12 protein-coding genes are annotated in these 16691 nt (G+C 54.9%); 7 read left to right on the forward strand and 5 right to left on the reverse strand.

Annotated features, from left to right (window positions below):
- Window positions 1–41: 41 nt before the first annotated feature.
- Window positions 42–593 carry a 1,6-anhydro-N-acetylmuramyl-L-alanine amidase AmpD gene (gene ampD, locus C5687_RS06610; protein ID WP_047957759.1) on the forward strand — a complete coding sequence of 184 codons (552 nt, stop codon included), beginning with the start codon at window positions 42–44 and terminating at the stop codon, window positions 591–593.
- Window positions 594–602: 9 nt separating this feature from the next.
- A complete protein-coding gene (gene ampE, locus C5687_RS06615) occupies window positions 603–1457 on the forward strand; it encodes a beta-lactamase regulator AmpE (RefSeq protein ID WP_095441666.1) in 855 nt (284 codons plus the stop codon).
- Between the two features lie 18 nt (window positions 1458–1475).
- On the opposite strand, the gene C5687_RS06620 is transcribed toward ampE, so the two are convergent.
- From C5687_RS06620 to aroP, 3 genes are all read right to left on the reverse strand, one after another.
- Window positions 1476–2426, reverse strand: a complete 951-nt coding sequence (locus C5687_RS06620; protein WP_104556624.1) for a glycoside hydrolase family 43 protein — start codon at window positions 2424–2426, stop codon at window positions 1476–1478.
- Window positions 2427–2436: 10 nt separating this feature from the next.
- The gene (locus tag C5687_RS06625; RefSeq protein WP_104556625.1) at window positions 2437–3834 is read right to left on the reverse strand and encodes a glycoside-pentoside-hexuronide (GPH):cation symporter; all 1398 of its coding nucleotides are present in this window, start codon (window positions 3832–3834) and stop codon (window positions 2437–2439) included.
- 164 nt (window positions 3835–3998) lie between these two features.
- Window positions 3999–5369 carry an aromatic amino acid transporter AroP gene (gene aroP / locus C5687_RS06630; protein ID WP_045284782.1) on the reverse strand — a complete coding sequence of 457 codons (1371 nt, stop codon included), beginning with the start codon at window positions 5367–5369 and terminating at the stop codon, window positions 3999–4001.
- 537 nt (window positions 5370–5906) lie between these two features.
- On the opposite strand from aroP, the gene pdhR reads away from it, so the two are divergent.
- From pdhR to traT, 5 genes are all read left to right on the forward strand, one after another.
- Complete coding sequence (gene pdhR / locus C5687_RS06640) at window positions 5907–6671, forward strand: pyruvate dehydrogenase complex transcriptional repressor PdhR (protein WP_008501960.1); 765 nt, start codon at window positions 5907–5909, stop codon at window positions 6669–6671.
- 123 nt (window positions 6672–6794) lie between these two features.
- Window positions 6795–9458: a pyruvate dehydrogenase (acetyl-transferring), homodimeric type gene (gene aceE, locus C5687_RS06645; protein ID WP_025756775.1), complete on the forward strand. Its 2664-nt coding sequence runs from the start codon at window positions 6795–6797 to the stop codon at window positions 9456–9458.
- Window positions 9459–9472: 14 nt separating this feature from the next.
- Window positions 9473–11368 (forward strand): pyruvate dehydrogenase complex dihydrolipoyllysine-residue acetyltransferase, encoded by a 1896-nt coding sequence (gene aceF / locus C5687_RS06650; RefSeq protein ID WP_025756776.1) that lies wholly within the window; start codon window positions 9473–9475, stop codon window positions 11366–11368.
- Window positions 11369–11543: 175 nt separating this feature from the next.
- Window positions 11544–12968: a dihydrolipoyl dehydrogenase gene (gene lpdA, locus C5687_RS06655; RefSeq protein WP_003856313.1), complete on the forward strand. Its 1425-nt coding sequence runs from the start codon at window positions 11544–11546 to the stop codon at window positions 12966–12968.
- Window positions 12969–13163: 195 nt separating this feature from the next.
- Entirely contained in the window at window positions 13164–13895 is a 732-nt protein-coding gene (gene traT, locus C5687_RS06660) for a conjugal transfer complement resistance protein TraT (protein WP_025756777.1), read from the forward strand.
- 63 nt (window positions 13896–13958) lie between these two features.
- Here the strand turns inward: traT and C5687_RS06665 are convergent, their stop codons facing one another.
- Together C5687_RS06665 and C5687_RS06670 are read right to left on the reverse strand one after the other, a co-directional pair.
- Window positions 13959–14750: a DUF2950 domain-containing protein gene (locus C5687_RS06665; protein ID WP_104556626.1), complete on the reverse strand. Its 792-nt coding sequence runs from the start codon at window positions 14748–14750 to the stop codon at window positions 13959–13961.
- A 10-nt stretch (window positions 14751–14760) separates the two neighbouring features.
- Window positions 14761–16305: a DUF3300 domain-containing protein gene (locus C5687_RS06670; RefSeq protein WP_104556627.1), complete on the reverse strand. Its 1545-nt coding sequence runs from the start codon at window positions 16303–16305 to the stop codon at window positions 14761–14763.
- Window positions 16306–16691 lie beyond the last annotated feature (386 nt).

The raw sequence follows: 16691 nt of genomic DNA on the forward strand, positions 1-16691 counted from the left end.
CTCTGAACCGAGTAACAGCACCATACATAAGGAGTTCCAGCATGTTGTTAGAAAACGGATGGCTGGTGGATGCGCGGCATGTGCCCTCGCCGCACCACGACTGCCGCCCGGAGGATGAAAAGCCCACACTGCTGGTTATTCATAATATTAGTCTCCCGCCGGGTGAATTTGGCGGTCCGTGGATTGACGCGTTATTCACGGGAACGATAGATCCCGATGCGCATCCTTTCTTCGCTGAGATTGCGCATCTGCGCGTGTCGGCTCACTGCCTGATTCGCCGTGATGGTGAAGTGGTTCAGTACGTTCCTTTTGATAAGCGCGCCTGGCATGCCGGGGTGTCGTTGTATCATGGGCGCGAACGCTGCAACGATTTCTCCATCGGCATCGAACTGGAAGGCACTGATACCACGCCCTACACCGATTCACAGTATCAACAATTAGTGGCCGTAACCCGCGCGCTTATCGGGCGCTATCCGGCCATCGCCGACAATATTACGGGACACAGTGATATTGCCCCGACGCGAAAAACCGATCCTGGCCCGGCCTTTGACTGGCCCCGGTTTCGCGCCATGCTCAACGCGTCGTCAGAATAAGGAGATACCATGACGTTGTTTACCATGCTGCTGGTTATCATCGCTGAACGCCTGTTTAAACTCGGCGAGCACTGGCATCTGGACCACCGGCTGGAGGTGTTTTTCCGCCGGATTAAGCACTTTTCTATGCTGCGTACGCTGCTGATGATGGCCGGGGTGATGGTCATTACCTTCCTGCTGCTGCGCTCGCTGTACGGACTGTTTTTCAACGTGCCGCTGCTGGTGGTGTGGATCCTGCTCGGTGTCCTGTGCATTGGCGCAGGGAAGGTGCGTTTGCACTACCACGCTTATCTTAAAGCCGCGTCGCGTGATGATGCCCACGCGCGCGGTGCCATGGCGAGCGAACTGACGCTGATCCACGGCGTGCCGCCGGATTGCGATGAACGCGAATTCCTGCGCGAGCTGCAAAACGCGCTGCTGTGGATTAACTTCCGCTACTACCTGGCGCCGCTGTTCTGGTTTGTGGTGGGCGGGCCGTGGGGACCGGTCCTGCTGATGGGTTATGCTTTTCTTCGCGCCTGGCAGACCTGGCTTGCCCGTTACCTGACGCCGCATGAGCGTTTGCTGTCCGGGATTGATGCCATCCTGCATGTGCTCGACTGGCTCCCGGTGCGTCTGGTAGGCGTGGTGTATGCGTTAATTGGCCACGGCGAAAAAGCGCTGCCCGCATGGTTCGCTTCTCTTGCCGACCGCCATACCTCACAGTACCAGGTGTTAACACGTCTGGCGCAGTTCTCCCTGGCGCGCGAACCGCATACCGACAAAATTGAAACGCCGAAAGCCGCCGTCTCAATGGCGAAGAAGACTTCGTTTGTGGTGGTGGTTGTGGTGGCGCTGCTGACGATTTACGGCACGCTGGTGTAAGCCAGCGTGCCGTAACGATTAAAGCGTATCCGCAGGCGGGATGCCGAAATCAGGCATCCCGTTTTCGTTCCAGCGAATGCGCTTCAGGCGGGTGTGGCGGTTGGGATCGTATAGCGGATCGCCTTCTATTTCGGTGTAGTTTCTGGCGTGATACACCAGCACATCTTCCCCGTCTGGGGTCTTCGTGAAGCTGTTATGGCCCGGCCCGTACTGGCGGTTTTCATAGCTGGTGGCGAATACCGGGCGCGGAGATTTGTGCCAGTTCGCCGGGTTTTGCGGATCGGCGTTGCGGTTTATCCACACCAGACCCATGCAGTAGTTTTCATCGGTGGCGCTGGCGGAATAGCTGATAAACAGCTTATCGTCGTGAACCAGTACCGCCGGGCCTTCGTTGACCCGGAACCCACGGCATTCCCAGTCATACTCCGGCTTGCTGAGCATCACCGGCTCGCCTTTCAGCGTCCACGGGTTCGCCATTTCGCACAGGTAGAGGTTGGAGTTTCCGTTGATATCCGGCGCTTTTTGCGCCCACAGATACCAGCGTTTACCCTGATGAACAAAGGTGGTAGCGTCCAGGGCGAAGGTATCGAACGGGGTTTTGATTTGCCCTTTTTCCACCCATCTGCCGGTAAGCGGATCGCGGTCGGCACATTCAATGGCAAACATGCGGTGCTGGAACATCCCGAGCGCATCGAGCGCCTGCGTGTGCGCCGCGGCAAAATAGATGTACCACTTGCCGTCGATGTGGTGCAGTTCCGGGGCCCAGATGAGCTGACTCATTGGGCCGGTCTCGGGTTTTCGCCAGACCGTCACCTCTTCAGCGTCGCGTAGCCCTTCCAGCGAGTCCGCGCGACGGATCGCCAGTCTGTCGTACTGCGGCACCGAGGCGATAAAATAATATTGCCCCTCGTGGTGCAAAATATACGGATCGGCGCGTTGTTCAATAAACGGGTTTGGCCAGGTTTGCATGCGACTTTCCTTATTTTGTCTCAGCGACGCTGAGTTCCTGATACTCGTTCAGCTCGCGATAGTTGTTGCGACGCTTCTCCAGGTCCTCCTGGATCCGCTTCATCGTTTCACGGTCAACCTTCAGCAGACGTACCACGCCTGCGGTAATGAGATACCCGATGCCCGGAATGACGGTAAACAGCAGGACAATACCGTTAATCGCATCCGCGCTTTGCGCTTTCGCTCCGGCATCGTAGCCGTACCTGGAGAGCAGGAAGCCGACCATTGCCCCGGCAATCGCCAGCCCCAGCTTCAGGAAGAAGATGTTGCCGGAGAAGCTGATCCCGGTGATGCGTTTCCCGGTTTTCCACTCGCCGTAGTCATCGACGTCGGCCATCAGCGACCAGTGCAGCGGAGATGGGATCTGGTGCAGGATATTCAGCAGGACGTAGAGCACCACAATGGTTAGGGTGGCTTTTGGGTCGAAGAAGTAAAAGGCCGTTGAGAAAATCGCCAGCACGATATTGGTCCAGAAGAAGACCTTCAGCTTACACCAGCGGTCGGTCAGCACTTTCGCCGGCATGCTGCCGAGCATCATGCCCACCACGCCCAGACTGATAAACAGGGTGGCAAAGTGGGTACTCTGGCCCATCACCCAGGTCACGTAATACATGGTAGCCGCCATGCGAATAAAGCCGGGGCAGACGTTGCACAGGGTCAGGAGCAGAATGCGTACCCACTGGTCGTTCTTCCACACGTCTTTCAGGTCGTTTTTCAGCTGGTCATTGGTCTGGACTGCCGGGCGGACACGCTCGCGCACGGTGGCGAAGCAGAACAGGAACATACAGGTTCCAATCAGCGCCAGCACGGTCATTGCCATCTGGTAGCCTTTGGCTTTGTCCTCTCCTCCGAACCAGTCCGCCATCGGCAGCAGCGTCAGGGACAGCAGCAGCGTGGCGATACCGACCAGCACGAAGCGATATGACTGGCAGGCGACGCGCTCTTTAGGGTCGTTGGTAATCACCCCGCCCAGCGAGCAGTAGGGAATATTGATTGCCGTATAGGTCAAAGAGAGCAGGAAGTAGGTGACAAACGCATAGATAACTTTGCTGTTATAGCTCCACTCTGGCGTGGTGAACATCAGGATGCTGAACAGTGCGTAGGGGAAGGCAATCCACAGCAGCCATGGACGAAACCGACCGTATTTGCTGCGGGTACGGTCGGCAATCGCGCCCATAATCGGGTCGGTGACGGCATCAATAACGCGCACGGAGAGCAGCAGTACGCCCACCAGCGCCGGCGCCAGACCAAAAATATCGGTGTAAAAATAGTTCACAAACAGCATGATGGCGCCAAAGATGATGTTGCAACCTGCATCGCCCATCCCGTAGCCGATCTTTTCTTTTACTGACAGTTTAGCGTTATCCATAGACTGCTCTCCGGTTTGCGGTATGGAGAGAATTATTTGCTGGCGAAGGAATATATGCGTTGCAGTATCAGGGCGGTGATATGGATAAAAGCGCTGTGGAGGTGAAAGTGTGAGGGAGGTAACAACGTGCGGTACCCGCAAAAGCAGGTACCGCAGAAGGAGGCTTAGTGGGCCTTCATGGCTTTACGGCTTTTCTGGCTGAACAGATAGCCGACGCCGAGCACGGCAATCCAGACCGGGATCAGGTAAACGGAAATCGCCATACCCGGTGTGATCAGCATGATGACCAGCACGGCCGCCATAAACAGCAGGCAAACCCAGTTACCCAGCGGGTAGAACAGGGCAGGGAAGCGCGTGGTGACGCCCTGCTGCTGTTTCGCACGGCGGAACTTGATGTGTGCCAGGCTGATCATCGCCCAGTTGATGACCAGGGCAGAGACCACCAGCGCCATCAGCAGACCAAACGCCGATTCTGGCGCCATGTAGTTAATGAGTACGCACAGCGCGGTCACGATGGCTGATACGATAATGGTGTTTACCGGTACGCCGCGTTTATCGACGTTGAGCAGCGCTTTCGGCGCGTTACCCTGCTGCGCCAGGCCGAACAGCATACGGCTGTTGCAATAGACACAGCTGTTGTAAACGGAGAGCGCCGCCGTCAGTACAACGATGTTAAGCGCATTCGCTACAACGGTATCGCCAAGTTCGTGGAAGATCAGCACAAACGGGCTGGTGTCAGCAGTGACGCGCGTCCACGGCAGCAGGGAGAGCAGTACGGCCAGCGAACCCACATAGAAGATCAGAATACGGTAGATAACCTGGTTAGTGGCTTTGGGAATGCTCTGCTCCGGATTGTCTGCTTCAGCGGCGGTGATCCCCACCAGCTCCAGACCACCAAAGGAGAACATGATGATCGCCATCATCATCACCAGCCCCGTCATGCCGTGAGGCAGGAAGCCGCCCTGTTCCCAGAGGTTGCGAACGGTTGCCTGTGGGCCACCGTTGCCGCTGAACAGCAGCCAGCCGCCAAAGATGATCATCGCCACCACGGCAATCACTTTAATAATCGCAAACCAGAATTCCATTTCACCAAACACTTTTACGTTGGTCAGGTTAATGGCGTTGATAATGACGAAGAAGGCCGCCGCGGAGGCCCAGGTTGGGATCTCGGGGTACCAGAACTGAATGTATTTCCCGACGGCGGTAAGCTCGGCCATCGCAACCAGCACGTACAGTACCCAGTAGTTCCAGCCAGAGGCGAAACCGGCGAAACTGCCCCAGTACTTGTATGCAAAATGGCTGAACGAGCCCGCCACTGGCTCTTCAACGACCATTTCACCCAACTGACGCATAATCAGAAAGGCGATAAAGCCTGCGATGGCGTACCCCAGAATAATGCCTGGACCGGCTGACTGGATAACGGATGCGCTACCCAGAAACAGGCCGGTTCCGATAGCACCGCCCAGTGCGATGAGCTGAATATGGCGGTTTTTAAGCCCGCGCTTTAGCTGATCGCCGTGCTGTTGAGCTTCCATTTGAAACCTCGTGTGTGGTTGTTATGTTCACGCTGAGCGTGTGTAATTATGAATATCCATTTTCTGTATTTATTTCTTTACGGTTAATAAGACCGAAAAAAGCGGAGAACTCTTCCGTAAGCGCCAGAATAGTGGTAAGTGCCTGCGAATGCACCTGCTTTATGACGCACGGATGACGAGTTGAATAAAAAGAAAGCATTTGTAAATCGTTCCGCTCATTCTTCTTATCCCAACCTATAGAATAGAAATTCGCCATAAGTGGGCGAAATTTCATTATTTGCTTTGTTGAATCGCTTCAGATTGCAAAAACCCTCGTTTCATTATGGTTAAAACTTCCTCTTTAGGGGTAATCAACTCATTTGTGCAAAGTTACATTTCTGAAACGTTATTTCTGTAAGGTTGTTAAAATGTGCAGGGTTTACTGATTTCAATCAAAACCAATATGGACAGAAGGTGAATACTTTGTTACTTTAGCGATACGAAATAGAAATTGGTAAGACCAATTGACTCCGGGCAAAAAGGCGTAAGACAGGGAATATGGCCTACAGCAAAATTCGCCAACCAAAACTATCTGATGTGATTGAGCAGCAGCTGGAGTTTTTAATCCTCGAAGGGACTCTGCGCCCGGGTGAGAAACTTCCGCCAGAACGCGAACTGGCAAAACAGTTCGACGTTTCACGTCCCTCTTTGCGTGAGGCGATTCAACGCCTCGAAGCTAAGGGCTTGCTGCTTCGTCGTCAGGGCGGCGGAACTTTTGTGCAAAACAGCCTGTGGCAGAGCTTCAGCGATCCGCTGGTAGAACTTCTCTCTGACCACCCAGAATCCCAGTTTGATCTGCTTGAGACCCGTCACGCGCTTGAAGGTATTGCGGCCTATTACGCCGCCCTTCGCAGCACTGATGAAGATCGCGTGCGTATCCGCGAGCTGCATCAGGCCATTGAACGGGCACAGCAGTCCGGCGATTTAGACGCCGAGTCCAGCGCCGTCGTCCAGTATCAAATCGCCGTCACCGAAGCGGCACACAATGTGGTGCTCCTCCATCTGCTACGCTGCATGGAGCCGATGCTGGCCCAGAACGTTCGTCAAAATTTTGAATTGTTGTATGCCCGTCGGGACATGCTCCCACTGGTAAGCAACCATCGCACCCGAGTATTCGAGGCGATAATGGCCGGGGAACCGGAGCAGGCGCGCGAAGCGTCGCACCGACATCTGGCTTTCATTGAGGAAATCTTGCTGGACCGCAGCCGTGAACAATCGCGTCGCGAACGTTCATTACGCCGCATACAGCAACGAAAGGATTAAGCGCCAGGTACTTTTAGAGCGCGGCAACTAAACGCAGAACCTGTCTTATTGTGTTCTTGCCCAAGAGCACAATGGGACAGGTTCCAGACAAATCAACGTATTAGATAGATAAGGAATACCCCCATGTCAGAACGTCTCCAAAATGACGTGGATCCGATCGAAACTCGCGACTGGCTACAGGCGATCGAATCGGTCATCCGTGAAGAAGGTGTTGAGCGCGCTCAGTATCTGATTGATCAGCTGCTTTCTGAAGCCCGCAAAGGCGGCGTGAAGGTTGCTTCAGGTGCAGGGGCTAGCAACTACGTAAACACGATTGCCGTTGAAGACGAACCGGAATACCCGGGCAATCTGGATCTGGAACGTCGTATCCGTTCTGCAATTCGCTGGAACGCCATCATGACCGTTCTGCGCGCATCCAAGAAAGACCTGGAACTGGGTGGCCACATGGCATCCTTCCAGTCCTCTGCGACCGTTTACGAAGTGTGCTTCAACCACTTCTTCCGTGCAGCGAACGAGAAAGACGGCGGCGATCTGGTGTACTTCCAGGGCCACATCTCTCCGGGCATCTATGCACGTGCATTCCTGGAAGGTCGTCTGACTGAAGAGCAGATGAACAACTTCCGTCAGGAAGTTCACGGTAAAGGTCTGTCTTCTTACCCGCACCCTAAACTGATGCCTGAATTCTGGCAGTTCCCGACCGTATCCATGGGTCTGGGCCCAATCGGTGCGATCTATCAGGCTAAATTCCTGAAGTACCTGGAACACCGTGGTCTGAAAGACACCTCTGAGCAGACCGTATACGCCTTCCTGGGCGACGGCGAGATGGATGAGCCAGAATCTAAAGGTGCGATCACCATCGCGACCCGTGAGAAGCTGGACAACCTGTGCTTCATCATCAACTGTAACCTGCAGCGTCTGGATGGTCCGGTAACCGGTAACGGCAAGATCATCAACGAACTGGAAGGCATCTTCGCGGGTGCGGGCTGGAACGTGATCAAAGTCATGTGGGGTTCCCGTTGGGACGAGCTGCTGCGTAAAGATACCAGCGGTAAACTGATCCAGCTGATGAACGAAACCGTTGACGGTGACTACCAGACCTTCAAATCCAAAGACGGTGCCTACGTGCGTGAGCACTTCTTCGGCAAATACCCTGAAACCGCCGCACTGGTTGCAGACTGGACTGATGAGCAGATCTGGGCGCTGAACCGTGGTGGTCACGATCCGAAGAAAATCTACGCAGCACTGAAAAAAGCGCGCGAAACCAAAGGTAAAGCGACCGTTATCCTGGCCCACACCATCAAAGGTTACGGCATGGGTGATACCGCAGAAGGTAAAAACATCGCTCACCAGGTTAAGAAAATGAACATGGACGGCGTGCGCTATATCCGCGACCGTTTCAACGTTCCAGTCACCGATGAGCAGGTTGAAAACCTGTCTTACATCACCTTCCCGGAAGGTTCTGAAGAGTACAAGTACCTGCACGAACGTCGTCAGGCGCTGAAAGGCTACCTGCCAGCTCGTCAGCCTAACTTCACCGAGAAGCTGGAACTGCCAGCACTGGAAGACTTCTCTCAGCTGCTGGAAGAGCAGAACAAAGAGATCTCTACCACTATCGCTTTCGTTCGTGCCCTGAACGTGATGCTGAAGAACAAGTCGATCAAAGATCGTCTGGTGCCAATCATCGCCGACGAAGCGCGTACTTTCGGTATGGAAGGTCTGTTCCGTCAGATCGGTATCTACAGCCCGAACGGCCAGCAGTACACCCCGCAGGACCGTGAGCAGGTTGCATACTACAAAGAAGACGAGAAAGGTCAGATCCTGCAGGAAGGTATCAACGAGCTGGGTGCAGGCGCATCCTGGCTGGCTGCTGCGACCTCTTACAGCACCAACAACCTGCCGATGATCCCGTTCTACATCTACTACTCCATGTTCGGGTTCCAGCGTATCGGTGATCTGTGCTGGCAGGCAGGCGACCAGCAGGCTCGCGGCTTCCTGATCGGTGGGACTTCCGGTCGTACGACCCTGAACGGTGAAGGTCTGCAGCACGAAGATGGCCACAGCCACATTCAGTCTCTGACTATCCCTAACTGTATCTCTTACGACCCGGCTTACGCGTACGAAGTGGCAGTCATCATGCATGACGGTCTGCATCGCATGTACGGTGAAGCGCAAGAGAACATTTACTACTACATCACCACCCTGAACGAAAACTACCACATGCCGGCAATGCCAGCAGGTGCCGAGGAAGGTATCCGTAAAGGTATCTACAAACTCGAAACCCTCGAAGGTAGCAAAGGTAAAGTTCAGCTGCTGGGCTCCGGTTCTATCCTGCGTCACGTACGTGAAGCGGCACAGATCCTGGCGAAGGACTACGGTGTAGGTTCCGACGTGTACAGCGTGACCTCCTTCACTGAACTGGCGCGTGATGGCCAGGATTGTGAGCGCTGGAACATGCTGCACCCACTGGAAACTCCACGCGTTCCGTACATCGCTCAGGTGATGAACGACGCGCCAGCGGTGGCGTCTACTGACTATATGAAACTGTTCGCTGAGCAGGTTCGTACTTACGTTCCAGCTGATGATTATCGCGTTCTGGGTACTGACGGCTTCGGTCGTTCTGACAGCCGCGAAAACCTGCGTCACCACTTCGAAGTTGATGCTTCTTACGTGGTTGTAGCAGCACTGGGCGAACTGGCTAAACGTGGCGAAATCGATAAGAAAGTGGTTGCGGACGCAATCACCAAATTCAACATCGATGCAGAAAAAGTTAACCCGCGTCTGGCGTAAGAGGTAAAAGAATAATGGCTATCGAAATCAATGTACCGGACATCGGGGCTGATGAAGTTGAAATCACCGAGATCCTGGTCAAAGTAGGCGACAAAGTTGAAGCTGAACAGTCGCTGATCACCGTAGAAGGCGACAAAGCCTCTATGGAAGTCCCGTCTCCTCAGGCTGGCATCGTTAAAGAGATCAAAGTCTCTGTTGGCGATAAAACCGAGACCGGCAAACTGATCATGATTTTCGATTCCGCCGACGGTGCAGCAGCTGCTGCACCTGCGCAGGAAGAGAAGAAAGCCGCTCCGGCCGCCGCTGCTCCAGCAGCTGCCGCAGCAGCAAAAGAAGTGAACGTGCCTGACATCGGCGGTGACGAAGTTGAAGTCACTGAGATCCTGGTGAAAGTGGGCGATACCGTAGCGGCTGAGCAGTCTCTGATCACCGTAGAAGGCGACAAAGCCTCTATGGAAGTGCCAGCGCCATTCGCGGGTACCGTTAAAGAGATCAAGATCAACACCGGCGACAAAGTGTCTACCGGCTCCCTGATCATGATCTTCGAAGTGGCGGGTGCTGCACCTGCCGCCGCGCCTGCTCAGGCAGCTGCTCCGGCTCCGGCCGCTGCACCTGCTGCTGCCGGCGGCGTGAAAGACGTTAACGTACCGGACATCGGCGGTGACGAAGTTGAAGTGACCGAAGTGATGGTGAAAGTGGGCGACAAAGTTGCCGCTGAACAGTCACTGATCACCGTAGAAGGCGACAAAGCGTCTATGGAAGTGCCTGCGCCGTTCGCGGGTACCGTTAAAGAGATCAAGATCAGCACCGGCGACAAAGTGTCTACCGGCTCTCTGATCATGGTCTTCGAAGTGGAAGGCGCTGCGCCTGCCGCAGCTCCGGCTGCCGCGGCTGCTCCGGCACCTGCCGCTGCACCGGCTCAGGCTGCTAAACCTGCCGCTGCCCCTGCTGCTAAAGCTGAAAAATCTGAGTTCGCTGAAAATGATGCTTACGTCCACGCGACCCCGCTGATTCGTCGCCTGGCGCGCGAGTTCGGTGTGAACCTGGCGAAAGTGAAAGGGACCGGCCGTAAAGGTCGTATCCTGCGCGAAGACGTTCAGGCCTATGTGAAGGACGCGGTGAAACGCGCCGAAGCTGCACCTGCTGCAGCCGCTGGCGGCGGTATCCCGGGCATGCTGCCATGGCCGAAAGTGGACTTCAGCAAGTTCGGCGAAATCGAAGAAGTGGAACTGGGCCGTATCCAGAAAATTTCTGGTGCGAACCTGAGCCGTAACTGGGTGATGATCCCGCACGTTACGCACTTCGACAAAACCGATATCACCGATCTGGAAGCGTTCCGTAAACAGCAGAACGCGGAAGCTGAGAAGCGTAAACTGGACGTGAAATTCACCCCAGTGGTCTTCATCATGAAAGCCGTTGCCGCTGCCCTTGAGCAGATGCCACGCTTCAACAGCTCTCTGTCCGAAGACGGCCAGAAGCTGACGCTGAAGAAATACATCAACATCGGTGTTGCGGTTGATACGCCAAATGGTCTGGTTGTTCCGGTCTTCAAAGACGTGAACAAGAAGAGCATTACTGAGCTGTCCCGTGAACTGACCACCATCTCCAAAAAAGCGCGTGATGGTAAGCTGACTGCCGGCGAAATGCAGGGCGGCTGCTTCACTATCTCCAGCATCGGCGGCCTGGGTACGACCCACTTCGCACCGATTGTTAACGCGCCGGAAGTGGCGATCCTCGGTGTGTCCAAGTCCGCGATGGAGCCGGTGTGGAATGGCAAAGAGTTCGTGCCGCGTCTGATGATGCCAATCTCTCTGTCCTTCGACCACCGCGTGATCGACGGTGCTGATGGTGCGCGTTTCATCACCATCATCAACAACATGCTGAGCGACATTCGCCGCCTGGTGATGTAATCGAAAAGCCGGCCGGTCGGCCGGCTTTTTTCTGATAATCTCATGGGGTTTATGAGGTTATTGGTGTAAGCGATAATTCGTGAGCCGTTTGTTGTTTCAAAATTGTTAACAATTTTGTAAAATACGGGCGGATAGAACGACCCGGTGGACGACGGGTATAAATTAAGAGGTCATGATGAGCACAGAAATCAAAACTCAGGTCGTAGTACTTGGGGCAGGCCCAGCAGGTTACTCCGCAGCATTCCGCGCAGCGGATTTAGGTCTGGAAACCGTCATCGTAGAACGTTACAGCACTCTCGGCGGTGTTTGTCTGAACGTCGGCTGTATCCCTTCTAAAGCGCTGCTGCACGTAGCGAAAGTTATCGAAGAAGCCAAAGCACTGGCTGAACACGGTATCGTCTTCGGCGAGCCGAAAACCGATATCGACAAGATTCGTACCTGGAAAGAGAAAGTTATCACTCAGCTGACCGGCGGTCTGGCGGGTATGGCCAAAGGCCGTAAAGTGAAAGTGGTTAACGGTCTGGGTAAATTCACCGGTGCGAACACCCTGGAAGTTGAAGGCGAAAACGGCAAAACCGTGATCAACTTCGACAACGCGATCATCGCGGCAGGCTCTCGCCCAATCGAACTGCCATTCATTCCACATGAAGATCCACGCGTGTGGGATTCCACCGATGCACTGGAACTGAAAACCGTTCCAAAACGCCTGCTGGTTATGGGCGGCGGTATCATCGGTCTGGAAATGGGTACCGTATACCATGCGCTGGGTTCAGAGATCGACGTGGTTGAAATGTTCGACCAGGTTATCCCGGCTGCAGACAAAGACATCGTTAAAGTCTTCACCAAACGCATCAGCAAGAAATTCAACCTGATGCTGGAAACCAAAGTGACTGCCGTTGAAGCGAAAGAAGACGGTATTTACGTTTCCATGGAAGGCAAAAAAGCCCCATCCGAACCACAGCGTTACGACGCCGTGCTGGTGGCTATCGGTCGTGTGCCGAACGGTAAAAACCTCGACGCGGGCAAAGCTGGCGTGGAAGTGGACGACCGTGGCTTCATCCGCGTTGACAAACAGCTGCGCACTAACGTGCCGCACATCTTTGCTATCGGCGATATCGTCGGTCAGCCAATGCTGGCGCACAAAGGTGTTCACGAAGGTCACGTTGCCGCTGAAGTTATCGCGGGCATGAAACACTACTTCGATCCGAAAGTGATCCCATCTATCGCTTACACCGAGCCAGAAGTTGCATGGGTGGGTCTGACTGAGAAAGAAGCGAAAGAGAAAGGCATCAGCTACGAAACGGCCACCTTCCCGTGGGCGGCTTCTGGCCGTGCTATCGCGTCCGACTGCGCAGACGGTATGACCAAACTGATCTTCGACAAAGAGACTCACCGCGTTATCGGTGGTGCGATTGTCGGTACCAACGGCGGCGAGCTGCTGGGTGAAATCGGTCTGGCTATCGAAATGGGCTGTGACGCGGAAGACATCGCGCTGACCATCCACGCTCACCCGACTCTGCACGAGTCCGTTGGCCTGGCGGCAGAAGTGTTCGAAGGCAGCATTACCGACCTGCCAAACGCAAAAGCGAAGAAGAAGTAAGTTTCTTCCGTGATTGCCTGACGCCTCCTCTGGAGGCGTTTTTTTTGCCTGAAAACTACCCGTTATGGTAGGTAACTTATTGTTATTTCCCCTAAAAATTTGCGTCTGTCTGCCGATACTTTTTTCACCATTGTGTAGCTACTGGCCGCACGGTTAACGATCTGGATTTTTGATTACACGCAAAAAGGAAATAACATGTCTTTGAAGAAAGTGATGGGGATTGGCTTATTAGCGGCAGTGATGACGCTGACCGGGTGCGGCGCGATGACGACGGCGGTGAAGAAGCGCAACCTGGAAGTAAAAACGCAGATGAGTGAAACCATCTGGCTTGAGCCATCCAGTGAGAAGACGGTCTACATTCAGGTCAAAAATACCTCTGATAAAGACATGAGCAACCTGCAGACGCTGCTGGCAAACGATCTGAGCGCCAAAGGGTACAAAGTCACGTCCTCGCCTGACAGCGCCTACTACTGGGTGCAGGCTAACGTCCTTAAAGCAGACAAAATGGACCTGCGCGAAGCCCAGGGCTATTTGAAAACCGGTTACGAAGGTGCCGCCGTTGGCGCTGCACTGGGTGCCGGTATCACTGCCTATAACAGTAATTCTTCGGGGGCGGCGCTGGGCGTAGGTCTGGCGGCTGGTCTGATCGGCATGGCTGCCGATGCGATGGTGGAAGATGTGAACTACACCATGGTAACCGACCTGCAGATCTCTGAGCGTAGCAAAGCGAAAGTTACTACCGATAACATCGCGGCGCTGCGTCAGGGGACGTCTGGCGTGAAACTGCAGACCAGCAGCGAGCAGGGCGATCGCGCGAAGTATCAGACCCGCGTGGTATCGAACGCTAACAAAGTGAATCTCAAGTTCGAGGAAGCGAAACCGGTTCTCGAAGCGCAGCTGGCGAAATCGGTCGCCAATATTCTGTAAGTTAAAAAGCCGGGTGGCAGCGCTGCCACACCCGGCTTACAACACTCAGCCCGTTGGCGGCATTCAGGGCGCGACGGGCTGCCAGGTTTTATCCGGATTATATGAGGTTATCGCCTGGGCTTTCTGCGCCGAATCGCTACCGAGATCGGCCTGGTAAACCTTGTCGTCCTGGTTTATCACAAAGCTCATTACGCCCGTCTGGCCATAGCTGACCGGCCAGGCCACCATCGCAAAACCGTTGCTCTCCGGCAGGATCCGGAAACGGTAGCCGTGATAGCCGGTACCCGGCTCTTTCGGGCTAAATGCCGGGCCGAGCGGGCTGGGAGCTTCACCGGGTGACGCGGGCCAGTACAAACCATCTTTTTTCCCTTCCGAACTCACAATCTTCTGCGCGTAGGTTTGGTTCATCGCAAAGTAGCTTTGCTGCGCATCAACATAGGCATGTAACGCTTCAATAGCGGCGAGCTCGTTACGTCCGATTTCGCGGGTCAGGATCTCTTCAGCACCTTCTTTGATATCGAATTGCCAGCCAGCGCTGGTTTTAATCACCGGAATAGGAAGCTGCCAGCCGCTGTCGCCAACGACGAGATGCGCCGTATCCCCTTCGACAACGGTGTTATGACGCACTTTCCAGTCGCGCAGGAAACGATCGACGGCATCCGGGTCAACGCCTTCCGGGGGGAGAAAATCGCGCCAGTTCTCGCCAAGCAGATTGCTCATCGCGCGCTCGTTATGCTCGCTAATGGCTTTTGCCAGCGCATCGGTCGCCTGGTCGGGCGTGGTGAAGGCTTGCTGCGCCATCGCCGAAGCGGAAAGCATGAACAGCACCAGTCCACTGAGAAGTTTACTTTTCATGTCGGTTCCCTTAGCGATGTCGAATTTCACGGCGTTCAGCACGTCCAGCAGATGCCTGACGCGTCTGCTGCTGGCGGGCGGCGAGTTGTCTGCTTTGCGCACCACGTTGCTGCTGCGCCTGCCAGTTCGCGGAGCGGCTGTCGTTTCCGCTCAGCGCGTTGGCCCGGGGCTGGCTGTTTCGCTGCTGCGCAGGTTGTGAGACTCGTTTCTCTTGTCTCTGGGTTGCAGCCTGACGGTTTTCTCGCTGCTGCGTGGTGGCGCGCTTCACCGTCTGCGGGTTGGTGTCGTAGCCACGGTAGTTATTGCGTTGCGAAATCTGCTTCAGCTGTTCGCTTGAGGCCTGACGTTGCATATCTTTCGTGGCGGGACGCGCCGTTTGGGGGAAGGTTTTACCCGTTGATTTCTCCATCTGGCTCAGGGCCGCCTGACGCTGGCTGTCGCGGTTAACCGGTTTTTGCTGTGTTGAACTTAACCCGGTTGCCGTGCTGGTGGAGTGGAATCGCGAGTTGAGCTGATTCGTGGGGTAGGGCACACCTTCCCGATAAGCCGGGTTATGCTGCCAGGTACGGTTGGCGTCCGTCAGGCGCTGTCCGCTGATTTTATTGAAGTTCTCAACGTTAATATTGATGTTGTTATCACCGTTGCGGTTATAGCCGCCGTGATTATCCCAGTCGTCATGGTGATGATCCCAGTCATCGTCATCATCCCAGTCAATGCTGCTGAAAATGGCATAGGTTGTGGCGACACCCAGGCTGAAACCTAAGCCGTTGACGAAGCTGTTACCAAACTGCTCCCCGGTTGACGGAGGGAGATAAGTTGGTGGATAGGCGGTGTTTGGCCAGGTCCCGTAAACCGTATTGGGGTTATAGGTGGGAACGTAAACGACCTGCGGGTCGGCGGATTCAATTTTGATCACCGTTGGGGCGGGCGCAGACGCGGTGGTTGTGGTTGATTCGGCGGTGCTGGTTTTCGCCGGTGCCGGTTTTGTGACGGTGGTGACCGTCTGCTGAGGCGTCGATTGCAGGGCGCCGGTCTTCTGTGCCAGCGCGCGCAGGCGCTGAACGGAATCCATCACATCTTTTGGTTGCGCGAGGAACGCATCACCTAAATTTTGAACCCACGGCGGGTTTTCTCCCATTAGCGACATAAGCTGAGGGAAGGCGACCAGCGATTTTACGCTGGGATCCCATGGCTGGCTGGCGACGGCCTGAATCGCGGCGTCCCCTTCCATTTTAGGGTTATCTTTTGACCACTGGGCCGCCTGGATCACGTTGGCCGGGTAAGTCGAGGCCATTAAAATTTGTGACAGCAGGGCGTCCGGGTAGAGCGCGATGGGAGCAACCCACTGATCGATCTGCGCGGCAGAATACGTTGGCGCGACGACAGGGGCGGGTTGTGCTGCGGCAGGCGTAGCCGGTGCAGCCGGTTGTTGTGCGACGGGGGCTGGCGCAACGGGTTCCGTTGCACGGCTTTTGACAAACATGACGCCTGAGGCGGCAAGCAGCCCGGCACTGCAGAGAAGGACAAGCAGATGTGGTTTAAAGGGCAACTTCATAAAATGACTCCAACGAGACCAGCGCTGTGCCGTGAGGCGTTACGGTTGGCGTGAGTATTATTCACCCGTCTTTTACAGTTTTGACTTTTATTGGGAAGTGTCCGGTACGTCCGGATAAAGAGTGTGAGTATTTATTACACAATTATATGCGATGCGGGAAAAACCGCAGGGAATTCAGAAGGCCGCTCTTGCGAGCGTTCCTGTAAAGGCTACGCGGGTTCATTCCCCACCGGGAAAGGCAGAACCAGGCAAATAAGTGTATTGCCGCGTAGGTTACGGAACTGCTCCCGGGCCCGGTGACTGGTTGCTACACCAGCGAAGCAGGCCGGGTGCAACAGTATTACAGTAGGTAAGCGCTGAGAAGCGGGGAAATGCAGTTGCATCCT

Origin of the sequence: Enterobacter sichuanensis (genome assembly GCF_002939185.1) — a bacterium.
In the GTDB taxonomy this organism is placed as follows: domain Bacteria; phylum Pseudomonadota; class Gammaproteobacteria; order Enterobacterales; family Enterobacteriaceae; genus Enterobacter; species Enterobacter sichuanensis.

What these genes read in the sequence shown, in the direction of transcription:
- ampD (WP_047957759.1), top strand. Translation starts at nt 42, where the DNA reads ATGTTGTTAGAAAACGGATGGCTGGTGGATGCGCGGCATGTGCCCTCG.
- C5687_RS06670 (WP_104556627.1), bottom strand. Translation starts at nt 16,305, where the DNA reads ATGAAGTTGCCCTTTAAACCACATCTGCTTGTCCTTCTCTGCAGTGCC.
- pdhR (WP_008501960.1), top strand. Translation starts at nt 5,907, where the DNA reads ATGGCCTACAGCAAAATTCGCCAACCAAAACTATCTGATGTGATTGAG.
- traT (WP_025756777.1), top strand. Translation starts at nt 13,164, where the DNA reads ATGTCTTTGAAGAAAGTGATGGGGATTGGCTTATTAGCGGCAGTGATG.
- lpdA (WP_003856313.1), top strand. Translation starts at nt 11,544, where the DNA reads ATGAGCACAGAAATCAAAACTCAGGTCGTAGTACTTGGGGCAGGCCCA.
- aceF (WP_025756776.1), top strand. Translation starts at nt 9,473, where the DNA reads ATGGCTATCGAAATCAATGTACCGGACATCGGGGCTGATGAAGTTGAA.
- aceE (WP_025756775.1), top strand. Translation starts at nt 6,795, where the DNA reads ATGTCAGAACGTCTCCAAAATGACGTGGATCCGATCGAAACTCGCGAC.
- aroP (WP_045284782.1), bottom strand. Translation starts at nt 5,369, where the DNA reads ATGGAAGCTCAACAGCACGGCGATCAGCTAAAGCGCGGGCTTAAAAAC.
- C5687_RS06620 (WP_104556624.1), bottom strand. Translation starts at nt 2,426, where the DNA reads ATGCAAACCTGGCCAAACCCGTTTATTGAACAACGCGCCGATCCGTAT.
- ampE (WP_095441666.1), top strand. Translation starts at nt 603, where the DNA reads ATGACGTTGTTTACCATGCTGCTGGTTATCATCGCTGAACGCCTGTTT.
- C5687_RS06625 (WP_104556625.1), bottom strand. Translation starts at nt 3,834, where the DNA reads ATGGATAACGCTAAACTGTCAGTAAAAGAAAAGATCGGCTACGGGATG.
- C5687_RS06665 (WP_104556626.1), bottom strand. Translation starts at nt 14,750, where the DNA reads ATGAAAAGTAAACTTCTCAGTGGACTGGTGCTGTTCATGCTTTCCGCT.